Source organism: Micromonospora sp. CPCC 205739 (genome assembly GCF_036906795.1).
Lineage (GTDB): Bacteria > Actinomycetota > Actinomycetes > Mycobacteriales > Micromonosporaceae > Micromonospora.
Window position 1 is genome coordinate 204,780 of record NZ_JBAKHS010000011.1, and the last position, 24,624, is coordinate 229,403.

A 24,624-nucleotide genomic window follows, 5' to 3' on the forward strand; every position below is an offset into this window, starting at 1 on the left:
CCGCTCCGGGCGGTCAAGCCAGCCAGGCGGCCGACCGGGCGGGCAGCGTCGGGCCGTCCACCGGTGCGCTGGCGAGCAGCACCGGACCACCGTACGGTCGCCGGTCGACCGCCGTGTCACCGAGGTTGACCAGGCAAATGGGGCCGTCGGCGCCCCGGCGGAACGCGAGACAGCCCGGCGGAGCGTCCAACCAGGACAGCTCTGCCCGCCGGCCCCGCCAGCACGTTTCGCGCAGCGGCAGCGCCGCCCGGGTCAGCGCCAGCGCCGACGTCGGATCGTCGGCCTGCCGGGCCACCGAGAAGCCACCCCAGCCGGCCGGCTGCGGCAGCCACGGGGTCGACCCGACCGGCCCGAAGCCGTACGGCGCGGGCCCGTCGGTCCACGGCAGCGGCACCCGGGCGCCGTCGCGGCCCCGCTCCGTGCCGCCGGAGCGGCGGAACACCGGGTCGCGGATCTCGTCGTCGGCCAGCGCCACCTCGGGCAGGCCCAGCTCGTCGCCGGCGTAGAGGTACACCGCGCCGGGCAGGGCGAGCATCAACAGCAGCATGGCCCGGGCGCCGTCGCGGCCCCACCGCTGGGCCGCCCGGCTCACATCGTGACTGCCGTGCACCCAGGCCGGCAGCCGCCCGTGCCGGGTAGTGGCCGCGAGCAGCGCGTCCACCCCCGCCCGCCAGGGCTCGGGCCGCAGCGGCCAGTAGAGCGGGTCCATCGCGAAGGCCTGCCCCAACTCGTCCGGGCGCAGGTACGGCCCGATGACCTCCGGCCCTCCCCAGGTCTCGGCCACACCGAGCCGGTCACCCGGATATGCGGCGAGCTGCCGAGCCCACCGGCGGTAGATCTCGTGCACCTCGTCGCGGTCGCTGTACGGCGATGGGTCACCGGCGCGCCAGCCGGCGGGCAGCTCCGGGTAGGCCGGGTCCTTCACCAGCGAGCCCGCGGCGTCGAAGCGCACCCCGTCGACGCCGCGGTTTAGCCAGAACCGCAGCGTGGCCGCCGCGTCCGCGGCCACCTCGGGGTGCTCGTGCCGCAGATCGGGTTGCTCGGTGTCGAACAGGTGCAGGTACCAGTCGCCGTCGCCGAACGGCGCCCACGCCGGCCCACCGAAGATGGACCGCCAACCGTTCGGCGGTAGCTCCCCGGCGATGCCCCGGCCGGGCCGGACGTGGAACCGGTCCCGCTCCGGAGAGCCGGGGCCGGCCGCGCGGGCCGCGGTGAACCACGGATGGGCGCTGGAGACGTGGTTGAGGACCAGGTCGACCACCACCCGCAGGCCGAGCCGGTGGGCGTCGGCGATCAGCCCGTCCAGCTCGGCGAGCGTACCCATGCGGGAGTCGACGGCGCGGTGGTCGGACACGTCGTAGCCGCCGTCGTGGTCCGGGCTCGGATAGAACGGGGTCAGCCAGACCGCGTCGACGCCGAGGCCGGCCAGGTAGGGCAGCCGGGACCGCGCGCCGGCCAGGTCGCCGAGCCCGTCCCCGTCGGCGTCGGCGAACGAGCGCAGGTAGACCTCGTAGGTGACGGCCTCGCGCCACCACGGCCCGGTGCCGGTCATCGCGGGGTCAGCTCCAGCAGGGAGATCGACGGCATGGGCAGGGTCACCGGCAGCCCGATGGTGCCGTCCGGCGTGAGGGTCACCGGTGGGGTCACGTCGGCGAGGCGGTCGGCGGCCCGCAGCGCGGCCCACTGCTCGCCGGTCGGCCACCGGTCGACGCCGAGCCGCCGTGCGGTGGCGGAGAGGTTGGACGTCTGCTCGTCGAGCCGCCGGTGCCGGAGCTCGTACGCGCCGTGCGGCAGCCCGTCGATGCGCAGCCGCACCGACCGCTCCAGCCGGTCGCGCTGGTCGGGGCGGTCGAGCACACCCTGGTCCAGGGTGCCGTTCCAGAGCACGATGGCAATCCGGCCGGTGTCCGGGTCGAGCGACGGCCACGCCCGCACCAGAGAACCCGCGCCGTCACCGGTGAGCCGAGCGGCGAGCTGCGCCGGGGCGAGCCGATCCAGCATCCACAGCGCCCAGAACCGGGGCTTGGCCAGGTTGCCCACCGACAGCAGCCCGAACCCGCCGTGCAGCAGCGCGGACGGTCGGCCCAGCTCCTCGAAGTGGTCGCTGGCCACCCAGCAGGCGAGCGACGCCACCCGGCCGGCCGCCTCCTGCATCCCGGTGGCCACGAAGGCCGCCGAGAGCACCGAATCGTTGACCGGTGCGAAGTGGGTGGGGGAGGGGCCCCACTCGGTCCAGCGCAGCGGCGTGCCGGCCCGGCCGTGCCGGGCCAGCGCCGGGCGCAGGTCCAGCGGCGGGCTGCCGTAGACGTGGGTGGAGAGGAAGTCCAGCGGGGCGCCGGAGGCGTCGATGTGATCGAGGAACGGCTCGACCCACTTCGTCGCGGCGGTCGCTGGCCCGCCGATCGGCAGGCCGGGACAGGCCTCCCGCACGGCGCGGGCGGTGACGTCGTACATCCGCAGGTAGTCCTCCCGGCTGCCGGTCCAGAAGCAGTCCAGGTCGGGTTCGTTCCACACCTCGACCGCCCAGCGGCGCAGCTCGGCGTCGCCGACGCGGGCGCGCAGGTGCCGGATCAGGTCACCGACCAGCGCCGGCCACCGGTCCCAGTCCCGCGGTGGGCTGGACACACCCGCGGCGGTGACCACCCGTGACGCGTCACGAGCCAGCGCCCGGGGCGTGAACGACAGCTCCAGCACCGGCCGCAGCCCGGTAGGTGCCAGCGCGTCCAGCACCGCGTCGATGCCGGTGAAGTCGTGCACCGGGCGGCCGTCGACCTCGCGGTAGACGCCGAGGTCGTCGCCGAGAATGCCGTGCGCCCGGACCCGCTCGACCCCCAGCTCGCGGTGCACCCGCCCGAGCGCGGCGGCGAGCCCCGCGCCCATCTCCTCGCCGCCGACCCGGTCGGTGCTGAGCAGCAGGCTCAGGTGTTCGGAGCCGATCATGTCCCGCCACGGGCGGTGCACCGGCCCCAGCGGGCGACCGGCGTCGATGGTCACCTCGACCAGGCCGTCGCCGTCGGCGAGAGCGGCGACCGGCGCGGACGGCGGCCCGAGGGGGGCCTCGCCGGGCCGGTCCGCGTCGAGCACCGGGCGCACCGAGTACCGCACGGCGCGTCCGGGCTCGACGGTGGTGTCCGCGTACGGCGGACCGGGCACCGCCAACAGGTCACCGCCGCGATGGTCGATCACCTGGTACGGGCCGCCGTCGTCAGCGCGGTGCACCAGGTAGCCCACGGCGCCGGGCACCCGGTCCCAGTCGACGCTCACCTGACCGCGCCCGGCCCATGCCCGTGGTCCGTGCGACACGTCGCCCGCGGTCGCCTCGGAGGGGGAGATCACGCTCAGCTCCCGGCGACCTCGATCAGCACCGCCCCCGGCTGGGGCAGGTGCAGCTCCACCACGGCGGCCCCGCCCCGAGCGCGGGTGTCGATCTTCTCGACCGGCAGCGAGTCGGCGGCGCGCAACGCGTCCCACTGCTCCTCGGTGGGCCAGTCGGCCACGCCGAGCTGCTCGGCCAGCGTGGTGACGTCGCCGTGCTCGCGGTCGAGCCGGGTCACCGTCACCGTCCGTCCGGCGGCACCCTCGACGGCCAGCCGGATCTGACGGGCCAGCGCCGGGTCACCGTCGCGCTTGGACTGGTCGAGGGTGGAGTTCCAGACCAGGATGGCGAGGCCGCCGTCGGCGCGCCGGCTGGCCCAGCTCTGCACCAGCCCGTTCGCGCCGTCTCCGGAAGCCTGGACGCTCAGCTCGGTCTCGCCCAGCTGGGCGAGCATCCGCAGGGCGTGATAGCGGGGCTTGGCGATGCCGCCGACTGTTATGAGACCGAAGCCGCCGTGCAGCAGCCGGGGCGGGCGGCCCAGCTCCTCGAAGTGGTCGCTGGCCACCCAGTAGGAGAGCGCCTCGACCCGACCGGCGGCCGAGCGCATTCCGCTGAGCAGGAAGGTCGCCGCCGAGGTGCCGTCGTTGACCGGGTGGAAGTGGGTGGGCGTGACCCCCCACTCGGTCCACAGGATCCGTGCGTCCGGGAAGCCCAGCCGGTGCAGGGTCGGGCGCAGGTCCAGCGGCGGGCTGCCGTAGGTGTGCGTGGAGACGAAGTCGACCGGCGCGCCCGAGCGGTTGGCGTGCTCCAGCAACGCGTCCACCCATCCGGCGGCGGCCGACGACGGCCCGCCGACGGGGATCCGCGGGTCGACGTCCTTGACCGCCTTGGCGGTGACGTCGTAGAGCCGCATCCACTCGTCCCGGGTGCCGGACCAGAACACCTCCAGGTTGGCCTCGTTCCACACCTCGAAGTCCCAGCTCAGCACCGTCTCGCCGTACCGCTCCAGCAGGTGCGCGACGAGTGCCCGGACCAACTCGGCCCAGCGGTCCCAGTCCTTGGGCGGGGAGATGACGCCGCGGTACTCGAAGACCGTCCGATCGGGGTCGCTGGCCAGGTCGCGGGGCATGAAGCCGATCTCGACGACCGGCCGCAGGCCGATGGAGAGGACCAGGTCGTAGACCCGGTCGACGCCGGTGAAGTCGATCACCGGCGCGCCGTCCACCTCGCGGTAGACGGCCAGGTCGTCGTGGAGGATCGAGTGCGCGCGGACCGTCTCCACGCCGATCTCCTGTCGGATGCGGCGCAGCGCGGCGAGCAGCTCGCGGCCGATCTCCCGGCCGCCGGAGGTGTCCGTGCAGAGCAGCTGGGACAGCCGCTCGCTGCCGATCATCGGTTGCCACGGCCGGGGCAGTGGCACGCACTCGTCGGCGGCGTCGACCCGTAGGGAGACGGTCGGGGCGTTGCCGTCGGCCGGCAGCGCGGCGGCGTGGATCGGGGCGCTGAGCGGACCGGTCACGGTGACCTCGGGGACTGCGGCCACCGCATAGGCGTACGGCTCGCCGGGCTCGCCGGTGGTGTCAACGTACCAGGTGTCGGGTACCGAGAGGACGTCGCCGCCGAGGTGGTCGATCGGCGTGAGTTCGCCGGTGGGTACGCCGTCGCGCAGCGGTGCGCGGTGCACCAGGTAGCCGACGGCGCCGGGAACCGGCGACCAGGACAGTCGGACGTGGCCGACCCCGGCGTCGGCCGCCAGGTCACCGGGCGGGGCGAGCAGCGGGATCCCGCTCGTCGTGCCCTCCTCATCGCTGCGCAGCGCGATGCGGGCCTCCCAGTCGGATCGGGCGTCTGCCGGCTGGTGGTCGCTGGTGCTCGTCACCGGGGCACCTCCAGGGGTGTGTCGTGTGGTCCGGTCCGAGCACTGTAACCGGTTTCTGTGGCGGTTGCGCCTGCGGTGCCGTGACTTTTTCGCGTACCGCACCGTCCATCAGGGCCGGTCCTCGGGGCGGCGGCGAGCAGCAGGTGCGGTCGATGGTCGATGAGGATGCGGCGGCGGTGCAGCGCGACTGTGGACATCGAGGACGGCTCATGGTCGTCGAGGGGTTGTGTACTGCGACACTCCTACCTATGGTCTGGTGTAACCGGTTACAGCAACCGGAACGTAACGGGTCGGTGGAGGTATGGGCAACAGTCGGCTGACGGTTCGGGAGATCGGTCGCACAGCCGGGGTGCCGGTCGTGACGGTGTCCCGGGTGACGGCACCGGTCAGGTGTTCGAGGAGACCCGCCGCCGGGTGCTGCGCTCGATCGAGGAGCATGGTTACCGGCCGCACCATCTCGGCCGGACACTGGCGGCGCGCCGGCACGGTGCGGTCGGCCTGGCCTTCCCCGGGCTGTCCGGTCCGTACTTCTCTGAACCGCAGGGCTTCGAGTCCGAGGCGTCGGAGGCCCGGACCACTGTCCACATCCTGTGTACCCACCTGGCGCGCCGACTCCGCTGCCGCGGTCATCGCGACGGCGCACCGGGTGGACGGTCTGGCCGTCCTCGGCGGCACGGGCTCCCACGACACGATCGAGGAATTGGCCGCCAGGCTCCCGGTCGTGGTGCTCGTCGGCGACGGGCCCCCCGGGGCGCCGGCCGTACGGGTGGACAACGCCGCCGCGACGGCCGCGCTGACCCGGCATCCGCTCGGCGACCACGAGTTGCGCCGGCTCGAGACCGGCCTGGTGCTGCCGACCGATCTCGTTATCCGAGGCGGCCGCGGCTGCTCGACAGGCACCGATTCCACTTGACCGGTCGTCGCCACCCGACCACGTCGCGCCACAGCGGCGCGAGCCGGGCGCCCGGTGGCACCACATGGAGAAGGAGGGGCTATGAAGCACTTGAGGTATGCGACAGCTCTGGTGGTCGCCCTGGCGCTGGGCGTGACCGGCTGTGGCCGGGACGAGGGCGGCTCGGGTTCCGGCGGGCAACCCGCCGGCAAGGAGATCGCGGCCGGAAAGGCTAAGGGCGAGATCACCGTCTGGGCCATGGGCGCCGAGGGGGAGAAGCTGACCGAGCTGGCCGCCGATTTCTCCAAGGAGAACCCGGAGGCCAAGGTCAACGTCACGGCGTTCCCGTTCGACGCGGCGCACGACAAGATCGCGACCGCCATCGCGGGTCGGCAGACACCCGACGTCAGCATGATGGGTACGACCTGGATGGGCGAGTTCGCCAAGACGGGCGCGATCGATTCCACCCCCACCGGGCTCTTCGACAAGAGCAAGTTCTTCGAGGGTGCGTGGAACACCACCGTCGTCGACGGGACCTCCTACGGTGTCCCGTGGTACGTCGAGACGCGGCTGATCTTCCATCGCAAGGACCTCGCCGCGAAGGCGGGCCTGCAGAAGCCGACCACCTGGCAGCACTTCACCGAGTTCGCCAACGGGATGAAGGACAAGGGCGGCGCCAAGTGGGGCGCCTACCTGCAGCCGGGCGGGACCGGCTCGTGGCAGTCCTTCATGCCCTTCGCCTGGCAGGCCGGCGCCGACATCATGCAGGACGGCAAGTTCACCCTCGACACCCCGGAGATGCAGAAGGCGCTGGAGTACTACGCCTCCTTCTTCAAGCAGGGACTCTCGCCGACGCAGCTCGCGCCCGGCGCCATGGAGACCGGCTTCGTCAAGGGTGAGATCGGCGCCTTCGTCTCCGGCCCGTGGCACATGGGCATCCTCCGGGAGCAGGGTGGCGCGGCGATCGAGGGCAAGTGGGACGTCGCGCAGATGCCGCGCGAGAAGGCTGGCACGTCCTTCATCGGCGGCTCCGACCTGGTGGTCTTCAAGGATTCCAAGAACCGCGACGCGGCCTGGAAGTTCGTGCAGTTCCTCACCACCCCGGCAGCCCAGCAGAAGCTGTACGACCTGGTCGGCAGCCTCCCGTCGGTGCAGGAGTCCTGGCAGTCCGGCAAGCTGGCCGACGACCCGTTCCTCCAGGCGTTCGGCGAGCAGCTCAAGGACGCGAAGTCGGCACCGGCGATCGCCACCTGGGAACAGGTCGCCGACGTGATCGACGACGGCATCGAGCGCGTGGTCCGCGGCGTCTCCGATCCCGCCACCGCCACCAAGGAGATGCAGGCCAAGGCTTCCTCCATCGGCACCGGGAGCTGAGGTGGCCTCCGCCACCGCGCAGCGACCCGCGCGCACCGGCGGCAACCGGGGGGCCCGGGTCAGGCGCCGCGAGGGCATCGCGGGTTGGGGTTTCGCGCTTCCGTTCCTGCTCGTCTTCGCGGTGTTCATGGCGGGCCCGGTGCTGGCCTCGTTCGCCATGAGCTTCACCGATCTGCGCAGCGCCGATCTGCGCGACCCCCTCGGGGTCAACCCGATCGGCCTGGACAACTACGTCAAGCTGTTCGGTGACGACACGTTCCGGCAGGCCGCCCTCAACACGGCGTACTTCGTGGTGGTCGGGATTCCACTGACGATGGTCCTCGGGCTTGCGGCGGCGGTCGGCTTGGACGCCGGAATCACCAGGTTCCGGACGTTCTTCCGGGTCGGCTACTACCTGCCGGTGGTCACGAGCATCGTGGCCATCGCCGTCGTCTGGCGCCTCCTGCTCGAGCCGGAGAGCGGCATCGTCAACACGCTGCTCGGCTACCTCGGCATCGACGGGCCGAACTGGCTCACCGACACCAGGACGGCCATGCCCGCGCTCATCGTCATGGCAGCCTGGCGGAACATGGGGTTCCTGATGGTCATCTTCCTGGCGGGGCTGCAGGCGATCCCGCGGGATCTGTACGAGGCGGCGGCCATGGACGGCAGCAATGCATGGTCGCGGTTCCGCCACGTCACGCTGCCGATGATGCGGCCCACGCTGCTCTTCGGCGGCGTCATCACCGGCATCGGCTACCTGCAGTTCTTCGAGGAGCCGTTTGTGATGACGCAGGGCGGCCCGCTGGACAAGACGCTGTCGGTGGCCTTCTACATCTACAACCAGTTCGGCTTCGGCAACTACAGCTACGCCGCGGCCATCAGCTATGTCCTGTTCATCGCCATTCTCGTCCTGACGCTGGTGCAGTTCCGGCTGCTCCGGTCGAAGACGTAGGGGGACCGTCATGACGACTCCCGTACAGACGCCGGCGCCCGCGCCGACCCCCGCACACCGTCGGCCAGCCACCTCGGCGCCGGAGGCCCGTGGGCACCTGTGGGTGTACGCCGTCCTCGCCGGTGGCCTCGTACTCCTCGTCGGTCCGTTCCTCTGGATGCTGCTCGGTTCGTTCAAACCCGACGCCGAGCTTCGGCAAGTACCGCCCACCTGGCTGCCCGCGTCTCCGACGACGGACAACTACCGCCAACTGTTCACGCAGCTGGACTTCCCGCAGTTCTTCTTCAACAGCACCGTGGTGGCCCTGGCCATCACCGTGGGCAACCTCGTCTTCTGCTCGATGCTCGGCTACGCCCTGGCGAAGCTCCAGTTTCCCGGCAAGCGGGTCGTGTTCGCGCTCGTCCTCGGGATGCTGATGGTGCCGGGCATGGTCACGTTCGTCCCGCTGTTCATGCTCGTCAGCCAGCTCGGCATGGTGAACAGCTATCCCGGACTCATCCTGCCGTGGTTGGCCCAGCCGTTCGGGGTCTTCCTGATGCGCCAGTTCATCCTCGGCCTGCCCGACGACCTCATCCACGCGGCCCGGGTGGATGGCGCCGGGGAGTTCAGAATCTTCACCAGGGTGATCCTGCCGCTGTGCGGGCCGGCCCTGGCCACGCTGGGGATCCTGCAGTTCCTCGCCACCTGGAACAACTTCCTCTGGCCGCTGGTCGTCGCCCAGTCCGAGGAGAAGTACACCCTCCCCGTGGCCCTGGCGCTCTACGCCATCGGGGAGAACAGCACCCGCTACGGCCTGCTGATGGCGGGCTCGGTGGCGACCATCCTGCCGATCCTGCTCATCTTCGTGCTGCTGCAGCGCTACTTCGTGCAAGGCATCGCCATGACCGGCCTCAAGTGAGGAGTGTTCCGTGCGATCCAGATCTCGTCTCACGGTCGCGGCAGGAATGATCATGTCTCTCGGACTGGTCGTCGCCTCCGCCCCCTCGGCCACAGCCGCACCACCGTCCCCGACCGGCCCGGCCCCGCACTCCACTGCGGGCCGCAAGGCCGAGCTGCACCGGTACACCGCCGACACCTGGCGATCCTTCGTCGCCATGGTGGACCCGGCCACCGGTCTGGTCGCCGACAACATCGGCGGTGACCTCGACCAGGCCGGCCGCTCGGCGTACACCTCGCCGACCAACATCGGCGCGTACCTGTGGAGCACCGTGGTCGCCAGGGAGACCCGGCTCATCTCCGCCGGCGAGGCCCGCGCCCGCATCGCCAAGACCCTGGACACGCTGGCCCGACTGGAGATCCACCAAGCGTCGGGCATGTACTACAACTGGTACGACCCGTCGACGGGAGCGAAACTCACCACGTGGCCGGCCGACGGCAGCACGGTCCACCCGTTCCTGTCCAGCGTCGACAACGGATGGCTCGCCACCGCCCTGACGATCGTCAAGGTCAAGGTGCCGGAGCTGGTGGCGCCGGCCCAGACGCTGCTGGACCGGATGGACTTCGGGTACTACTACAACCCGACCGAACGCCAGATCCGCGGTGGCTTCTGGGTGGACCCGCCGCCGGGGTGCTCGGTCGCGGGCAACTACCGGGGCGGCCCGGACGTCTACTACACCTGCCACCACTACGGCGCTTTCAACACCGAGCCGCGCATCGCCAGTTACCTCGGTATCGCCGCAGGTCAGATTCCTAGCGAGCACTACTTCGGGACGTGGCGGACCTTCCCGCCGGAGGGCTGTGACTGGGCGTGGTCCGAGCAGCGGGCCGTCGGCGAGTGGCGCACCTACCTCGGAGTGCGGCTGTTCGAGGGCGCCTACCGCTACCGCGGCATGCAGCTCGTGCCGACCTGGGGCGGGTCGATGTTCGAGGCGTTGATGGTGCCGCTGTTCGTGCCGGAGGAGAAGTGGGGCACCCGCAGCTGGGCGATCAACCACCCGACGTACGTGCGGGCGCAGATCGAGCACGGACTGCGCGAGGCCGGTTACGGGTACTGGGGGTTCTCGCCGTCGAACAACCCGGCGGGAGGGTACCGGGAGTACGGGGTGGACCCGATCGGGATGGACGCCGGCGGATACACCTCCGACCAGGAGCGCACCACGGTCGACTACGGGTACGGGGAGTGCCGGCCGGCGCAGGCGTCGCCCACCGCGTACGGGCAGGGCGTGGTGACCCCGCACGCCTCGTTCCTCGCGCTGCGCTACGCCGAGGACGAGGCCCTGCGGAACCTGGCGAACCTGCGGCGGGACTTCGACGCGTACGGCCCCGGCGGCTTCTATGACGCCATCAACGTGACCACCGGGCAGGCGTCGCAGCGTTACCTGTCCCTGGACCAGGGCATGATCATGGCGGCGCTGGGCAACGCCCTCGCCAACGACGTGCTTCGTGAACCGTTCAGCCGCGGTGCCATGAAGCAGCGCCTGGCCCCGCTGATGCGGATGGAAGAGTTCTCCGTGCCGCAGCCGGCGGACGACTGATTCCAGGTCCGGCTGATCCTGCGGTGGAGTCGCGCCCCCTCCACCGCAGGATCAGCCCGGCCGAATTCAACAATCAGCACAACTGCAGGTCAGCAGCCATTCTGGTAGCTGCTGCGTTACCGCAACGGGCAGCCGATCACCTGGTTGCCGTAGGTCGCCGAGCCGCGCACCGCATTCAACTTCGAGGCGGGGGCGCAGCCCGGCTGGGGCCGGAGGAGCTGCGGGCATCAGCGTCACCGATCGCCAGGTAGAAGAACAGGTCCAGATCGGCGGCGCGTTGTGGGTCACGGTCGGCGCGCAGCAGCTCGCGACCAGTCGCGCCGTCCGCGATGCCGAGGTGCTCGGCATTCAGGTAGACGCGCTCCCGCCTCCCCGCCGTGGCCCAGACGTGCGCCGAGCGGATGCGCACACGACACAGGACCCGGGGAGGTTCGTGGTTGCCCTCCCAGCCCAGCTCCTTCAACTCCTCCTCGTGCAGCAGCGTGTAGCCGCAGCGATGGCTGGGGATCGTCTCCAGGAAGATTCGCGCCGGGGGGCTCGGGGCCCAGACGAGGCCGGCTTCGAAAGGTTTGCGGCCCTTGGTGAGGACCCCCACGGACCCGTCGAGGCGTACGCGTCGGAAGCCGAACGGGCCGGTGATCCCGGGCCCGCCTTCGGCCGATCGCGAGGCCATCGCCCAGTAGCGCCGGTCGAAGTCCGTCGTCGGGTACGGCAGGTCGAGCTCGACCTCGACGATCGGGTCGTGCTCCTGCGGCCTGGCCTTGATCGCCAGGCCGGTGACGCCGATTCCGATTCCCTGCGTGAACGCGTCGAACGGCACCTCGATCCCGTTGAGGATGAACTCGTCGCGTACGAGGTCGATTTCTGACTTCTCACGGTCGACCAGACGGATCGACGTGATCTCGAGCGTCTCCGGCTCCGCCCTTCCGCCGAGGTTGAGGCACAGTTGGTCGAGCGCCTCCTGCACGGTCTTGGCCTCTGCCAGGACCTTGCAGGCTCCGGGCTCGTAGCTCGTCGCGGCGGCCGTGCGGAAGGACGCCGTGAACACGAGCGGCTCGCCCTCGGTTGTGCCGGACGCCGCGAGGAGTTCGGCCTGCACCTGGTGGAGCGCTGACGGATGCCCCGCGTTGATCTCCCACTTCACGTCGCACAGCCCGTCTGCCCCCGTGGTGAGGGAGAGGGTGGTCCTGCCACCCACCGGTCGCCCGTCGATGCGGCACTCGGGGTTGGCGGTGGCGTCCGGCACGCTCCAGCGCACCGTGGCCCTCGCGACCGGCGTCTTCCCTCGCATCACCGCGACCCGCAGTCGGGCGGGCAGCGGCACGAACCCGCCCTCCGGTGGCGCGGGGACGCCCTGGCCGTCGCCGCCCCGGTACAGCAGCGCGCGGTCGGTCAGCGTGGCGAGCGGGATGCGGCAGTCCTCCGCTTGGAGCGCGGTGGCGGACCCGGTTAGCACGGCGAGGGGTGCGTAGCGCGTCACGGGCCCGTGGGGCGTCTCCGGACTGCCACTCGGCCAGTCCACCGTGCCGTCGGCGCGGGCCGCGAAGGTCCAGTAGTCGCCGCGACGGAAGACCGCCGCGGTGGCGCCGCCGGAGCCGGCGCCGAGCTGCACCTTGAGCCCGTCCCCGAGGTCGATGGCCTGCGAGCGGTTCGGGTCGGTGTCTGTCTTTACGGTTGCGACGCCGTCGCCGTCAGGGAAGGCGTCCCAGAGGCGGAGGTACCAGCCTTCCTTCGAGTTGACGGCCGTCAACAGTGCGGTGGCCGCGGACTCCAGCGTGACGACGGTGTCGGTGGCCAGGGCGACGCGGAATAGGCGCTCGTCCTTATCGGCGCTGCGTGGGTCGATGTCGTCGTGAACGGAGACGACCTCGGCGTACGCTCCGGGCGCGAACCAGTTCAGCGGGTCCAGGGAGGGCGGTTCGACCGTGACCTCGGTGCCGCTGACCCCCGTGATCAGGGCCATGACCGAGGCGTTGCGCCGGGACATCTTGACCTTCAGGCCCTTGAGCCCGTACCGCGGCCCTTCCGCGGTCGGGAAGTCGGTTCGGGCGGAGCCGCCGTGGACCTCGATGCGGTAGAGGAGGTTTTCCGAGCGGGAGTACCCGCCGGCGGAGGCCAGCGAGCACGGGTCGGCCTCGGGCGGAGTGCTGTCCGGGATGACGGCGAGCGTCCCCGTCGACGGGGCCACCAGTTTCTTCCACTCGGGCTCCGCGGCTACCGAGGCGCAGCTCGGGGTCTCTGGGTCCTTGGCCCACCCGCCTTTCGGGGCGAACGGGAAGACCTGCCAGTCGACGAGTGCCCGGCCGGAGGCCTGCGCGTCGCCGAGGGCAGGGTCGGCGAACGCGGGCTCCTCGACTGGGTCGACGTGCCGTACGAGCGCCTTGAGCGCGAGGATGAACGGGACGGCCGGGGTGCTGTCGTCACGCGGGTGGGGCTGCTTCGCGAGGGCGCACTTGCCGGGCACGTTCTCCACGAGCCAGCCTCCGAGGTAGCCGTGCCCGGGGCCGATCTCGCAGTCGGAGGGTTTTGCCGCGGGCGTCATCAGGAAACCGGTGGACCTGGCGGGCACGACGAGCCGGCCGCCGCTGCCGAAGGTGTCCTCCGCTCCCGTCTCGACCCGGTCGAGCAGGTGCGTGGCCTGCTGGTCGATGTCGGCGTCCAACAGGACCTGGCCCTGCCTGGGGACGACCGAGCGCGGGCGTCGCTGGTCCGCCGGCCGCAGCGTCAGGCGGGTGGCGTCGTTGCGAATCGTCATGGCAGGTTCCTCCGGGCTGCGACGGCGGCGGACCGGGTGTCGTCGATGACACCGGCCTTGAGTGCGACGGGCAGGAAGTCGTCGACGAGCGAGGCGAGGTTCGCCGTGGCGATGCCGGAGGCGGCCCGGGCGAAGGCGCCCATCTCGCATCCGCCCTCGCCGCCTGTTCGGACGGCGTCCGGGCAGAGCGGGTGCAGCATCGCCAGCGTCGGCTCGTCGGTGGAGTAGTCCATCAGCACGGGCTGGACCGACAGCCGCAGGGTCGCGGCCTCGTCCGGCGTCAGCGGAGCGCCCTTGGCCGCGGTGGCGTCCGCCAGGGCGAGGGCGGGCTGGCAGCGGAACGCACGCGGGGTGGCGGACCCGGCGGGGACGAAGCTGTAACGTACGCAGCCCGCCTGTCGGCGGGTCACGGCGACGGGCTCGCTGAAGATCGTGTTCGTGGCCGTGAGCGCGCGCATCGCGGACGGGCCCAGCACGGTCACGTTGCACAGGGCGCAGTCGAGGCCCGGGGCGGCGATGGCGTCCCCCTTCGCGCCGTCGGCGGTGATCACGCTGTCGCGGATGTCGAGCTTCCCGCTCCCTTGGATCGTGGCCGTGCCGAGCCGGATCGGGCCGCAGATCGAACTGTCGACGGAGATCTGCACGGGGCTCAGGGCGCCGGTGGCTCGCAGCGCGCACTCACCCGGCGATCGAAGCGTCACGTACCGGAGGTCCAGCGCCCTCACCGAGCCGGCCTTCAGCCGCAAACCCTGCGTGAGCTCGAGCCCGTCGAGCACGAGACGTCCCGCCTGCGCGGTGGCGGCGCCCGATCCGCGCGCCACGCGAAGCGGGGCGTCCACCGTGAACCGCCGGTCGCGCCGGATGATGAAGCCCCGCAGCGCGGCGTCGGCCGGCACGCCGGGCACAGGCTTCGGCGCGCGCCACTCGGCCGCCACGAGGTGGATCTCCGACTCGGCTGGCAGAGTCACCTCTATCGCTCCCGTGGCGCCTTCCAGGTCGCAGCGCGCCAGCAGGACGAAACTCCGCCGCGCCGCCCCCTGGGCGGCCGCCTCGGCGAGCGCGGCCGCCAGGCTGGGCACGGTACGGCTCCCAGTCTCCGCCGACCCGGCGATCGGCTGCGTCGGGTCGACGACCCAGACCAGGTCGGTCGTCGCGCCGGAGTCCCGGATCTCGAACGGCTGGTCCGCGTCCCCGCGGTCCTGGGGTCCCGCGCCGATGGCGCGGCCGAGACCGGTACCGTACGCCACCCGCACCTCCACCACCTCGCTGCTCCCGGAGGCCGGCTCAGCGACGATGATCCGCCCGGTCACCGGGTCGACGGCGCACGCGATGGCGTGCGTGCCCGTCCGCGGCACCGGGGCGGTCGGGCCTGGGTCGAACCAGGCGTACTCCAGCGTCGCCGCGGGCCTGGCGCCCGGTGTCGCGGGCGGTTTCTCGAGGTTCGCGATGCGGACCTGTGCGGGCGGCACCCGGAGGAAGGCCGTCTCGGTGGCCGGCCGGAGGAACACGGTGAAGGGCTGCCCGCGGTCGTCGAACCACCGGCGCGCGGGCAACCGCGCCGGCCGTTCCTCGAGCGCGGCGCGGCGGAGTTCGTCGGTCTCGCGGTGCAGGGGCAGCCGCTGCAGCCGGTCCGCGACGTCGCGGGCCTGGAGCCGCCCGCCCGCCGCGTCGGCGCGCCGGTCGGGGCTGAACAGCCGCAGCGCGGCCCCCGGCTGTGGCGCGACCTGGAAGTAGCCCGGGTGCGCGGTGCCGCCGACGACCCAGGGCCGCGCCACGGGCACCCCGGACATGGCCTCGGGCGGCACGGTCGCCGACGCCGGCCCCGGGACAGGGGCCGGGAAGTGCGGCACGACGGGGCGTACGACGTGGATGCCGACGGCGGTGATGCCATGGCGCCCGGCGGGTCGGCCGGGACGCGTCCGGCCGACGGGGCGTACGTCGAGCAGCCGCGGCAGCATGTCGAACGCACTGCCCGCCCGTGACGCGGTTTCGCCGTCGACCAGGGTGGCCGTGCCGGGGCGGTCCGGGCGCACGTCGACGAGGTGGCTGAGCCGGGACAGGCGCTGGAAGTGCTCCACGACGACGGCGCTGAGACCGGTCACGTCCCCGGCCAGCGCCTCGAGCACCCGGGCGGTGCCCTTGCCGCGGCGGTAGCGGACGGTGTTGGCGAGGTAGGCCCGCTGTCCGAGAGAGGAGCCCTCCGGCATGGGCCGCAGCGGGGTGGCCCCGACCAGGGAGGCGATCGCCGGCAGGGCGGACTCGCCGGCCGTCTCCACGAAGAGGGCGTCGTAGAACGCGTCGGTCTCCGCGTCGACCTCTGCGCTGGGGAGCGCCAGCACGCCGAACAGCGCCCGCAGCGCTCCGCCGGAGACCAGGTCGACCTGGCGCACGTGGGCGGGCAGGAGCCGGTACAACGCGTCGGCGACGGCCTCGACCCGGACGGCCGGGGGAGTGCGCCCGGAGGCGGACTGAGCGGTCATGGTGTCAGCTCCGTGAACGTGATCGCCTCGGCGGACACCGAGAGCAGACCGGCCTTCGCGAATAACCCGTCCGTGAGGCGTGGGCCCGGGCAGCGCAACCGACCCTCGGCGTCCTCGATGACCTCGACGCCCGTCGTCACATCGGTGGCCGAGAACTTCGTGAGCAGCGCCGCGACCACGCCGGGCACCCCCTGCACCGTGGCCAGGACCTGCGAGCGGTGCACCGCCTCGCCGAAGCGACGGGCGGCCCGGCCGAGGTCGCGTGCCAGGGCCGTCCGGACCGCGGCCTCCACATCGCCGCGGCGGAGCGCGGGATCGGTCGCCAGCGAGATCTCCAACGACATCGGCAGGTCGTCGAATCCTTTGATCCGTACGTGGGTCCCGGGGGGCGCGGCCGCGAGGATCGCGTCGCGCAGGCCCTTCACCAGGTCCGACCCCGGCTGCGGCGGGCTCAGGGTGGTCGTCGCGATCGTCACGCAGATGGTTCGGCGCATGCCGGAGCGCAGCTCCACCGCGGCGGCCTTGCCGACCCCGCGGTACCCCTCGGCGAAGGCCTCGTAGTCGGCCAGCGACACGGCCCGGTCCAGGGTCCGGATCGCCTTCGGAGCGGCGGTTCGGATCTCGTCGAGCGTCTCGGGGTCGCTACCGCCCTCGGCCAGCACGGCGTTGGTGACCGACCGTACGCCCAGAACCGGCGTCATCACCTGGATGAGCCGCCCCTCTGCCAGGTTCCCGGCCGAGCCGCCGCCGGTGCGGTACAGCGCGACGACGTTTCCGGTTCCGCTGGGCAGGCGGCCGGCGAACTGCACGTCCGAGCCGTCGTCCCCGCGGGCCAGGACGCGGAAGCGGCGGCTGTCGGGCCCCGCTCCGAAGAGGCTGTCGGCGCGCTCGTACGCCCGGTCGTCGACCCGCACCTCGATCGCCGGCGCGTACCCCCTCGGGCCGGTCGCCGGGACGTGGGCCAGCGGCTGCTGCTTCAGGGCGAAGCGCGGCAGCGGCGTCGCCGGATTGCCGGAGCCGAGCGTCTCCGCTCCCATCACCGGCGTCTCGCCCTGGGAGGCGGCGACCGAGTTGCCGAGGATCGTCAAGGTGGCGGCACGCCACCGTCCGGTCAGCGGGGCGTCGAAGACGAGGAGGGTGGCGGTGGGGGCCGATTCCGCCGATCCGGTCGCCGTCGTCGCGGACGAGACCGTCGCGGCCTCGACCACCGTCGTCGTGTCGTCGGCGTCGCGGCCGGTGAGCACGACGCGCCGGCCGGCGGGCAGGGGGACGACGCCCTCGACGTACAGGCGGTCCGGTTGGTTCGCCGCCGGGAGGTCCGGGTGCTGAGCGGCCGCTCCCGGCCCGGCGTCGGTGAGCGGCAGGAGCGGGTCGGCGGGCGGGACGACGAGGGTCGTCCTGGCCGTCTCCAGGTGGATGGTCGTCTCGCGGACGAGGTTGTTGAAGCCGCTGACGGCTGTCTCGTCGATTTCGACGCCGACCAGCGTGCACGACGCCGACAGTCCGAAGTCGGAGCGGGATGTCTCGACGGCGGAGGCGATCCGGCCGATGGCGGGTGTCGGCTTGCCGCCGCTGGTTTCGACGACGACGGCCCGACCGGGCGCGGCCTCGGGATGGACAGCGTCGAGGTGCACCGGCCACGGCTTCTGGTCCGTCGGGCCCATGACGAAGTCCTTCCATTCGACCGGCAGGCCGTCTCCAGTTGGTGTCTCGCCGGGCTTCGGATCGGGTGGTTTCTCGCCGCGCGTCTTGCGGACGGATTCGGGCATGAACGTGATGTCGGGGGCCATCGCCCCGAACGCCCGAGCCCGCCCGCCGAGCACGATCACGATGCCCTGCGCTGCGGGGGCCGTCCGATCAGCGGGCGCGGTGACCTTGCGCTGGCCGGCGATCCCGAGGACGGTACGCGGCGGCGTCGCCGCGCCGGCCGCGGCGGAGCCGGTCGCGGTCGCGCCAGCGGCGACGGAGTCGACCTTCACGGCGATCACCCGGGCCAGGAGCCAGGTGACCTTTCCGGAGCTCTCGCTTTCCCACACGAGCACCCGGTCGCCGACGCGGGCCCCGAGGTCCACGCCGTGCACCGTGATCTCGGCCGTCGAGGTGGTGATCTGGGGTGGGTCCGGCGCCCGCAGCGGCCCTATGGCGTTCCACGCCGTACGCGCCTCGATCTCGGCGTCGGTCTCGAACGTCTGCGGCTTCTCCCCGTCGGCCGGAATCGAGGCGACCTTCGTGCCCTTCGGGATGGTGACCGTCGACGGGGCGCCCGAGAGGTCGTCGAGGGTGAACGACAGCACAGTCGACGCCGAGATCGCCGGGCGCGGCTCGTGCCCGAGCAGGGCCGTCAGCGAGGCGAGCGCGGCGCGGTCCTCGGTGGCGGTGAGGGTGCCGTCGGCGTAGAGGCGGTGCAGCGTCCAGCCGAGCACGTGGAAGGCGCCCGCGGCCGCGGAGAGCAGCGCGATGGCCGGGTCGTCGGTGGATCGCGTGCTCAGCCCGGCCAGGGGACGGGCACCGAAGGCCTCGGCCCGCGCGATGCGGTCGAGCATCCGCCCGAGGATCGCGGAGTGCCGGAAACGGGGCGGGTCGCCTGGTACGCGCGCGGCGGTGGCACCGTCGAGGCAGCCACAGGACGTCGCATCCCCGCACCGGCACCGAATGTCGTCGCTGCTCATCGTCCGCCTCTCATCGCGATCCTGAGCCGGCCCCGCTCGGGCAGGTTCGGGTCGTCCCGCAGCTCGAGCACCTCGGTCGCGGCGGGTCGGATGACGCCCAGGGCGATCTCGTCCTGGGCCGTGCGACCGAAGCGCTGGAACACCACCGGCGTCACGCTCTGCACCCCCGGCACGGCCATCACCGAGGCCAGCAGCGCCGAGAGGTACAGCGGCGTGCCGAAGGTGAAGCGGTCGGGATCGAAGAACCCGGGCGTGCCGTCGGACCCGAAGGGCGACAGGGCGGCGCGGACGCGCGAGCCGACGAGGCTGCGGATCTCGTCGGGCGCGGCGCAGACGGAGAGCTTGACGTCGAGGGGCACCGCCCGGGCAGCCCGGACGGCCACGTCGAAGCCGGCCAGGCGGTACCGCTCCAGGTGGGCGAGGAGGCCGGCGCGGAACGCCTCGTCGACGGCCGCGCCGCCCTGGCGGTCCAGGTGGATCACCACGGTCTGCCACGAGCCTGTCCAGCGGGGCACGGCCACGGCGTTGGCCACCCCCGGGAAGCGCAGCGCGGCGGCCTCGTAGTCCTTCGCCGTCACCGCTCGCTCCTGCACGCGGAACGCCTGGGGGGCGGCCACGCGGACGGCGGCGATCCCCTCCGGCTCCGCGCCACCGGTGGCGGCCAGCGGGTTGGTGACCGAGCTGATCCGGACCTGGCGTTGGGTGTCCGCCACCACGACGTGGCCCAGGGCGCCGAGGCCGAGGTTGCCGACGGCGCCCGACCCGAACCGCCCGCTCACTCCCAGCGTCGCCCCCGTCACGGGGGACAGCCCGTGGACGCCGTCGCCGAAGCGGAGGGTCTGCGCTCCCGCGCCGTCCGACTCGACGACGAAGTCCCGGGCGAAGCGTCCGCTCGCCAGCAGGTCCGCGCGTACCCGCCAGGTCGCGAACGCGTCGTGCAGGGTCACGGCGGGCAGGCAGGCGGCTGGGTCGACCGCGGCCAGCCGCCCCGCAGGCAGCGGCGGCGTGTCCGCGGGACCGTGCGGGGCGACGCGCGCCAGCGGGCCGATCCCGCCGGTCAGCCGCGGCCGCCAGGCGACTCCCTCCTCGGGGGCGGGCGGGTCCAGCCGGGGGGCCAGGTCGGCCGTCGTGGCGGGCGGCAGGCCCAGGTGCGCCGCAGGGGGAAGAGTGGCCCCGTGCTCGGCGAGCACGACGTTGCCCTGAGCCGCGGCGCAGACCACCCGCCGCGCCGGACCGGCCGGTCCCGGCACCAGGGCCGAGACGGCGAGGTCGAACGGCAGGGCGTCCGAGGCGTCCCATTCAACGTCGACCAGGGCGAGTCCGGGGGCCAGCACGTCGCTCGTCGGGATCACCCGGGTCAGGCGTACGACGTGGCGCCGGGCCGGGTCCGCGTCGGCGGCCGCGCCGGTGTCGGGCGCGGCGACCTCGGCCAGGAGCAGCAGGTCCCCGACGGCGAGCCCGCCCGGGCCTCCCGAGCTGCCGTCGACCAGGGTGACCGCGGTGGCCGCCCGGGCGAGCGTGCACTCCTCGTCGCTCCAGGTGTGCACGGCGATCGACGACTGCCATTGCCACAATGGACGATCGGCCATGGTCTGGAAGACCACCGGCCCGACCGGGGCCCTCGCGGCCGCGAGCAGGGCCGCGTACTCCGTCGCCGACACCACCGGGGGCAGACCCTCGGAGCGGGGCAGGACCGGGGTGTTGGCGGCGAGGACGAAGCCGTCAGCGAACGTGCCGTCGGGCGTGAAGGCGAACGTGACGTACGCCCGTGCGCTCGCCCCCTCGCCGGGTCGGTAGTCCACCAGCCGGGCGTGCCGCGCCACGGAGGTACGGCTGCGCGCCGTGTCGAGGAACGACTCGGTGCCGACCCAGTCGAGCCGGTAGCTCTGCTGGTCGGCGCGGTACGCCAGGGCCTCGACGATCGTCGTCGTCAGGTCGACGGGGTCGTCGGACGTGAAGCCGGGCACCAGCGCCGACATCCGGTCCAGCATCAATCGGCGGAAGCCGTCCCAGTCCCGGGCGCGGTAGTCGAACACGGGTTCCGGCGGGGGAGGCTCGGGGATGCTTCGGCAGTCGGGGGCGCAGTCTCCGTCGGACCCGCAGTCGACCTTGAACGAGAAGTCCACGGCGGACAGGCGCGGGTCGAGAAAGGGTGGCGGGACGTCGGAGCCGGGACCGGAGACGATCGCCAGGCGGTAGGTGGAGAAGTCGGTGGCCTGCCCGCCCGGGATCGTGACCCGGTACGTCGAGACCGTGCCGCCGCCCGGGATCTCCTGCACCGAGGGCGCCACGGTCGGGGCGGGGAACCGGACCCCTCCGGTGATGCGGATGTTGCTCCCGTCGAGCGCCGCGGCGGGCAGGGGCAGGGGCTTGACCAGCACGATGTCGATCTCGGTCGGATCGGAGACCAGGGCGCCCCGCCGGACTTCGAGGTAGTCGATGCCGGAGATACCCGCGGGGGCGCCGGGCGCGGCGAGCGCGGCGCGGCGCCGCTCCTCGCAGCAGGCGTACCGTGCCCCCGTCACGTCAGGTCCCGGCGTACGCGCAGTTCGCTGGAGGTACGGCTGGCGCGGGTCTCGTACGTGATCGCGACCTCGATGGCCGCGTCGGCCTCCAGCACCGTCACGGTCAGGTCGAGCAGGGTCAGTACGCCGCCCAGCCACTGCTGGATAGCCGCCTGCAGGGCCGCCTCCAGGGCGGGGGCCGTCGGCCCGCCCACCGGGCCGAACACCATCTGCCGCACGGGGCTGCCGAGTTCCGGGCGCATCACCCGCTCACCGGGCACGGTGAAGATCAGCAGTTCGAGCAGCTGGCGTACGTGGGCGTCGCTGCCGAACGGCACGGTGCCCGACCGTCCCAGCGCCATCGGGCCCAAGGGAAAGGCGAGTCTGCTCATGTGGCGACCACCCTGGTCTGGCTGGCCGCCACGATCGGCGGGCCCGCGGGAATCTGGTCGGCGGAGAAGCACACCGCGACGGAGGGGTTGACGAGCACCGGCTGCCCCGACGCCGTCACCCGGGCGGCCCCGGCGATCCAGCGCGTGGTGAGGCACGGCTGCGGCTTGGGTACGGGGACCGTGAACGGGCACCCGGCGACGAGGCCCTGGTCGGTGACCACCGCGACGGGCATACCCGACACGGTCACCCGCGGATTCGCGGCGACGATGGTCAGCGGCGCGCCGTGCGGGCAGGTGCACGAGGCGCCGGCGTGCAGGAGGGGTCCAGGCATGGTGTCTCCTTGCGGCTTCAGGTGACGACCAGCGCGCCGCCGTTGATGATGACCGAGGGCCCGGCCATGACGATCGACGCGCCCTGGCCGTTGGTGATGCTGATCCCCGCCGCGCCGATGGTGAGCATCGCGCCGGTCGGGGTGAGCACCTGGACCTGTTTCGCCGGGAGGTCCGACAGGGTCACCGACACGCCCGTGCTCGTCTGGAGGTGGATGTTGGGCGTCGCCGGCGTCGCGCCCGCCATCGCCAGCGCGGGGAAGCCCGCCGGGTCGGGCCAGAACGCGCCGGTCCAGATCGGATAGTCCGGGTCTCCGGCCTCGAACTCGACCCAGACCATGCTGCCCAGCTGTGGCAGCGCCACGACGCCGGCCATGCCCTTGGCCGCGAAGGGCACCGCGGGCAGGGCCCAGGTGGACGGGAACATGCCGTACCGGTCCCCGAGCTGAACCTGGATGCGGCCCTGCATGAGCGGGTCGGTGTTGTTGAGGACGGTGGCCCGGTACTTGCCGAAGAATCTTGGCCCCGACGTCACGGCGTCACCTCCGGTACGTTTGACACGAGACCGTCCCGTGCCAGTTGGAACGACTGTTTCCAGCTCCCACGGCCCAGCGTGTGGGTCACCGAGCGGACGAACCACAACCCGTCGTGCGCCGGACCCGCCCCGCGCACGCCGACGAGCGACCGGGCGCCCATCGGCTGGCCGTAGCGGGTGAGGTCCATCGTTCCGGTGCCGGTGACCGGGTCGGCGGCGGCGCGTTCGGCCAGCAGCGCCATCAGCACCTCGGGGTTCTTCAGGCGCTCCGTCTCGAGCAGTTTCGTTTTGGTCGGCACCAGCGGCCGGGCCGCGAGCGAGGGCTTGAGCAGGCCGATGTCCGGCAGCGGCACCGGCACGGAGAACCCGGCGACCTTCACGTGCGCGTACGGCAGGATCGCTGCGGCGCCGTCGGCGGAGAAGCTCATGCTCTCGATGTTCGAGGCGTGGTCCATGTCGATGGTCAGCGCGGGCTGCACGGCCCCGACGCGTACCTGCGGACCCCAGTACGCCGTGTTGGCGCCCGGCAGTGGGCCGGGGGTCAGGTAGAACTCGTAGCCCACGTCCTTGGCGAGCTTGGTGGCGTACTCGAAGTCGGTGCCCTGCTGCTGCGGGATCTTCTCGACGGGGGTGTCGACCGTCTGGAAGGGGGCGGGGATGGTCAGCGGGACGACGCCGAACGGCGCGTACTTCGCCATCATCAGCGCCACCCGCGCGAATGGCGGCATCGCCGGGAACGGGCACCCGGTGAAGTCGACGACGTCCATGTACCCGGAGACGTCCTCGCCGGTGAGGACCAGGCGGCTCTCGCCCGGTCGCCCGGTGGCCGTCACGTCCTGGCGCTTGATCGGGCCGTCGGCCAGCACCGTCGGCACACCGCGCAACGTCGCCACCAGCACGACCCGGATCATCGGGTCGAAGAACCCGGTGGGGAGCAGCGTCGTTGCGACGGGGGAGGTCTTCGAGTACGTCAGGCTCAGCTGGAAGCCGGAGCGGGAGCCGACCGCGTGCGTCACGGTGGCGCCGTCGATGGCGTCGACGACGGCCACCGGCGCGGGGGCGACGGCGACCGGGCCGATGAGGACCGACAGGGTGACAGAGCTAAGCGTGGCCATGGTCGGCGATCTCCAGGGGGAGCGGGATCATGACGAGCCGGCCCTCGGTACCCGTCAGGTCGGCCGGGTCGGCCTCGCCGCTGGCGTCGACGATGCGCCACCACAGCGCCGGGTCGCCGTAGGATCCGTGCGCCAGGGTGTCCGGCCTTTCCGCGCCGGTGAGGCGGCGGTGCTCCAAGGGGACGTGGCGCTCCGGCGCGGGGAGGATGCGCCGGGCCGGATAGCTTTCCACCGTGCCGTCGGGCCGGGTGCGGGTGACGATCGGGACGTGGTGGTACCGGCTGTTGGGTGGGAAGGGGTTGGCGGTCACGGCGCACCCGCCAGCCCCAGCGCCTGCACGCCGGATCCGCGTCTGGCCGCGAGGGTCTCCCGGCGGCGGGCCGCGGTGAGGAACAGGCTGGCTCCCTTGGACCCGAACGGCAGGTCGTCGGTGGACAGTGCCCGCAGGCCCAGGCTGATCCGGGCGAGGATCGGGTTCAACCGCGGGTCGAAGGCCTCCTCCGTCACCGAGAACTCGGTGATCCGCACCGGGATCGTCCGATTCGGCCCGAGGACGAGGATCAGCAGCGGGGAGGGCAGGGGGAGGATCTCGAGCGTGCCCTGCCGGGCGAGCAGCTCGGCCGCCTCGATGTCCGTCACCGGCGGCACGATCATCGTCTCCAGTTCGGCGAGGTCCGCGGCGATGCCCTCCGTCACCGTCGTCCGGTTCTGATCGGGCTTTTCCAGGCGGTCGGTGGCGTCGAGGACGAGCTCGATCTTCAGCGTCTCCACCGGCGGGCCCACCAGCCGTAGCGCCTCCAGCCGGTCGCCGCTCTCGGCCGTGGCGCCGCGGGGAGCCAGGGTGCGGGTGAGCGTCTCCGGGTTGTACTGGAACGGGATCGTCCGCACGACCGCGCGGCCGTCGGCGTCCATGACGACGAAGCCGCCGCGCAGCGTCCGGGGCGCCCCGGGGAACGTGGTCATCTGCTCTCCCCT

The 24,624-nt window shown here is 72.6% G+C and carries 18 protein-coding genes; 5 read left to right on the plus strand and 13 right to left on the minus strand.

Annotated features, from left to right (window positions below; all coding sequences use genetic code 11):
• Nucleotides 1–13: 13 nt before the first annotated feature.
• The 3 genes from V6U88_RS18660 to V6U88_RS18670 are packed head-to-tail and all read right to left on the minus strand — an operon-like array spanning nucleotide 14 to nucleotide 5,195.
• Nucleotides 14–1,552, minus strand: a complete 1,539-nt coding sequence (locus V6U88_RS18660) for an alpha-amylase family glycosyl hydrolase (RefSeq protein ID WP_334454664.1) — start codon at nucleotides 1,550–1,552, stop codon at nucleotides 14–16.
• Nucleotides 1,549–3,336, minus strand: a complete 1,788-nt coding sequence (locus tag V6U88_RS18665) for a GH39 family glycosyl hydrolase (protein WP_334454666.1) — start codon at nucleotides 3,334–3,336, stop codon at nucleotides 1,549–1,551. Before V6U88_RS18665 ends, V6U88_RS18660 begins: the two co-directional genes overlap by 4 nt.
• Before the next feature lie 2 nt (nucleotides 3,337–3,338).
• On the minus strand, nucleotides 3,339–5,195 hold the full coding sequence (locus V6U88_RS18670; RefSeq protein WP_334454668.1) for a GH39 family glycosyl hydrolase: 1,857 nt from the start codon (nucleotides 5,193–5,195) through the stop codon (nucleotides 3,339–3,341).
• Between the two features lie 646 nt (nucleotides 5,196–5,841).
• Here V6U88_RS18670 and V6U88_RS18675 point away from each other — a divergent pair.
• The 5 genes from V6U88_RS18675 to V6U88_RS18695 all read left to right on the plus strand — a co-directional run bounded on the left by V6U88_RS18675 (nucleotide 5,842) and on the right by V6U88_RS18695 (nucleotide 10,869).
• Nucleotides 5,842–6,108: a hypothetical protein gene (locus V6U88_RS18675; RefSeq protein ID WP_334454669.1), complete on the plus strand. Its 267-nt coding sequence runs from the start codon at nucleotides 5,842–5,844 to the stop codon at nucleotides 6,106–6,108.
• Nucleotides 6,109–6,189: 81 nt separating this feature from the next.
• Nucleotides 6,190–7,461: a sugar ABC transporter substrate-binding protein gene (locus tag V6U88_RS18680; protein ID WP_334454671.1), complete on the plus strand. Its 1,272-nt coding sequence runs from the start codon at nucleotides 6,190–6,192 to the stop codon at nucleotides 7,459–7,461.
• A 1-nt stretch (nucleotide 7,462) separates the two neighbouring features.
• The gene (locus tag V6U88_RS18685) at nucleotides 7,463–8,395 is read left to right on the plus strand and encodes a carbohydrate ABC transporter permease (RefSeq protein ID WP_334454673.1); all 933 of its coding nucleotides are present in this window, start codon (nucleotides 7,463–7,465) and stop codon (nucleotides 8,393–8,395) included.
• Nucleotides 8,396–8,405: 10 nt separating this feature from the next.
• The gene (locus V6U88_RS18690; protein WP_334454674.1) at nucleotides 8,406–9,293 is read left to right on the plus strand and encodes a carbohydrate ABC transporter permease; all 888 of its coding nucleotides are present in this window, start codon (nucleotides 8,406–8,408) and stop codon (nucleotides 9,291–9,293) included.
• A 52-nt stretch (nucleotides 9,294–9,345) separates the two neighbouring features.
• The gene (locus V6U88_RS18695) at nucleotides 9,346–10,869 is read left to right on the plus strand and encodes a glucoamylase family protein (RefSeq protein ID WP_334454675.1); all 1,524 of its coding nucleotides are present in this window, start codon (nucleotides 9,346–9,348) and stop codon (nucleotides 10,867–10,869) included.
• 175 nt (nucleotides 10,870–11,044) lie between these two features.
• Here the strand turns inward: V6U88_RS18695 and V6U88_RS18700 are convergent, their stop codons facing one another.
• The 10 genes from V6U88_RS18700 to V6U88_RS18745 all read right to left on the minus strand — a co-directional run bounded on the left by V6U88_RS18700 (nucleotide 11,045) and on the right by V6U88_RS18745 (nucleotide 24,612).
• Nucleotides 11,045–13,624, minus strand: coding sequence for a DUF6519 domain-containing protein (locus tag V6U88_RS18700; RefSeq protein WP_334454677.1), 2,580 nt, complete (start codon nucleotides 13,622–13,624; stop codon nucleotides 11,045–11,047).
• On the minus strand, nucleotides 13,621–16,104 hold the full coding sequence (locus tag V6U88_RS18705) for a hypothetical protein (protein ID WP_334454678.1): 2,484 nt from the start codon (nucleotides 16,102–16,104) through the stop codon (nucleotides 13,621–13,623). Before V6U88_RS18705 ends, V6U88_RS18700 begins: the two co-directional genes overlap by 4 nt.
• Nucleotides 16,101–18,647 (minus strand): baseplate J/gp47 family protein, encoded by a 2,547-nt coding sequence (locus tag V6U88_RS18710; RefSeq protein ID WP_334454679.1) that lies wholly within the window; start codon nucleotides 18,645–18,647, stop codon nucleotides 16,101–16,103. Before V6U88_RS18710 ends, V6U88_RS18705 begins: the two co-directional genes overlap by 4 nt.
• Nucleotides 18,648–18,769: 122 nt before the next feature.
• Nucleotides 18,770–21,298 carry a putative baseplate assembly protein gene (locus tag V6U88_RS18715; protein ID WP_334454680.1) on the minus strand — a complete coding sequence of 843 codons (2,529 nt, stop codon included), beginning with the start codon at nucleotides 21,296–21,298 and terminating at the stop codon, nucleotides 18,770–18,772.
• Nucleotides 21,295–21,669: a GPW/gp25 family protein gene (locus tag V6U88_RS18720; protein WP_334454682.1), complete on the minus strand. Its 375-nt coding sequence runs from the start codon at nucleotides 21,667–21,669 to the stop codon at nucleotides 21,295–21,297. Before V6U88_RS18720 ends, V6U88_RS18715 begins: the two co-directional genes overlap by 4 nt.
• On the minus strand, nucleotides 21,666–22,001 hold the full coding sequence (locus V6U88_RS18725) for a PAAR-like protein (protein ID WP_334454684.1): 336 nt from the start codon (nucleotides 21,999–22,001) through the stop codon (nucleotides 21,666–21,668). The genes V6U88_RS18720 and V6U88_RS18725 overlap by 4 nt, the downstream gene beginning before the upstream one ends.
• 17 nt (nucleotides 22,002–22,018) lie before the next feature.
• Nucleotides 22,019–22,534 carry a phage baseplate assembly protein V gene (locus tag V6U88_RS18730; protein ID WP_334454685.1) on the minus strand — a complete coding sequence of 172 codons (516 nt, stop codon included), beginning with the start codon at nucleotides 22,532–22,534 and terminating at the stop codon, nucleotides 22,019–22,021.
• The gene (locus V6U88_RS18735) at nucleotides 22,531–23,649 is read right to left on the minus strand and encodes a hypothetical protein (protein WP_334454687.1); all 1,119 of its coding nucleotides are present in this window, start codon (nucleotides 23,647–23,649) and stop codon (nucleotides 22,531–22,533) included. The genes V6U88_RS18730 and V6U88_RS18735 overlap by 4 nt, the downstream gene beginning before the upstream one ends.
• On the minus strand, nucleotides 23,636–23,959 hold the full coding sequence (locus tag V6U88_RS18740; protein WP_334454689.1) for a hypothetical protein: 324 nt from the start codon (nucleotides 23,957–23,959) through the stop codon (nucleotides 23,636–23,638). The genes V6U88_RS18735 and V6U88_RS18740 overlap by 14 nt, the downstream gene beginning before the upstream one ends.
• The gene (locus V6U88_RS18745; protein ID WP_334454690.1) at nucleotides 23,956–24,612 is read right to left on the minus strand and encodes a hypothetical protein; all 657 of its coding nucleotides are present in this window, start codon (nucleotides 24,610–24,612) and stop codon (nucleotides 23,956–23,958) included. Before V6U88_RS18745 ends, V6U88_RS18740 begins: the two co-directional genes overlap by 4 nt.
• Nucleotides 24,613–24,624 lie beyond the last annotated feature (12 nt).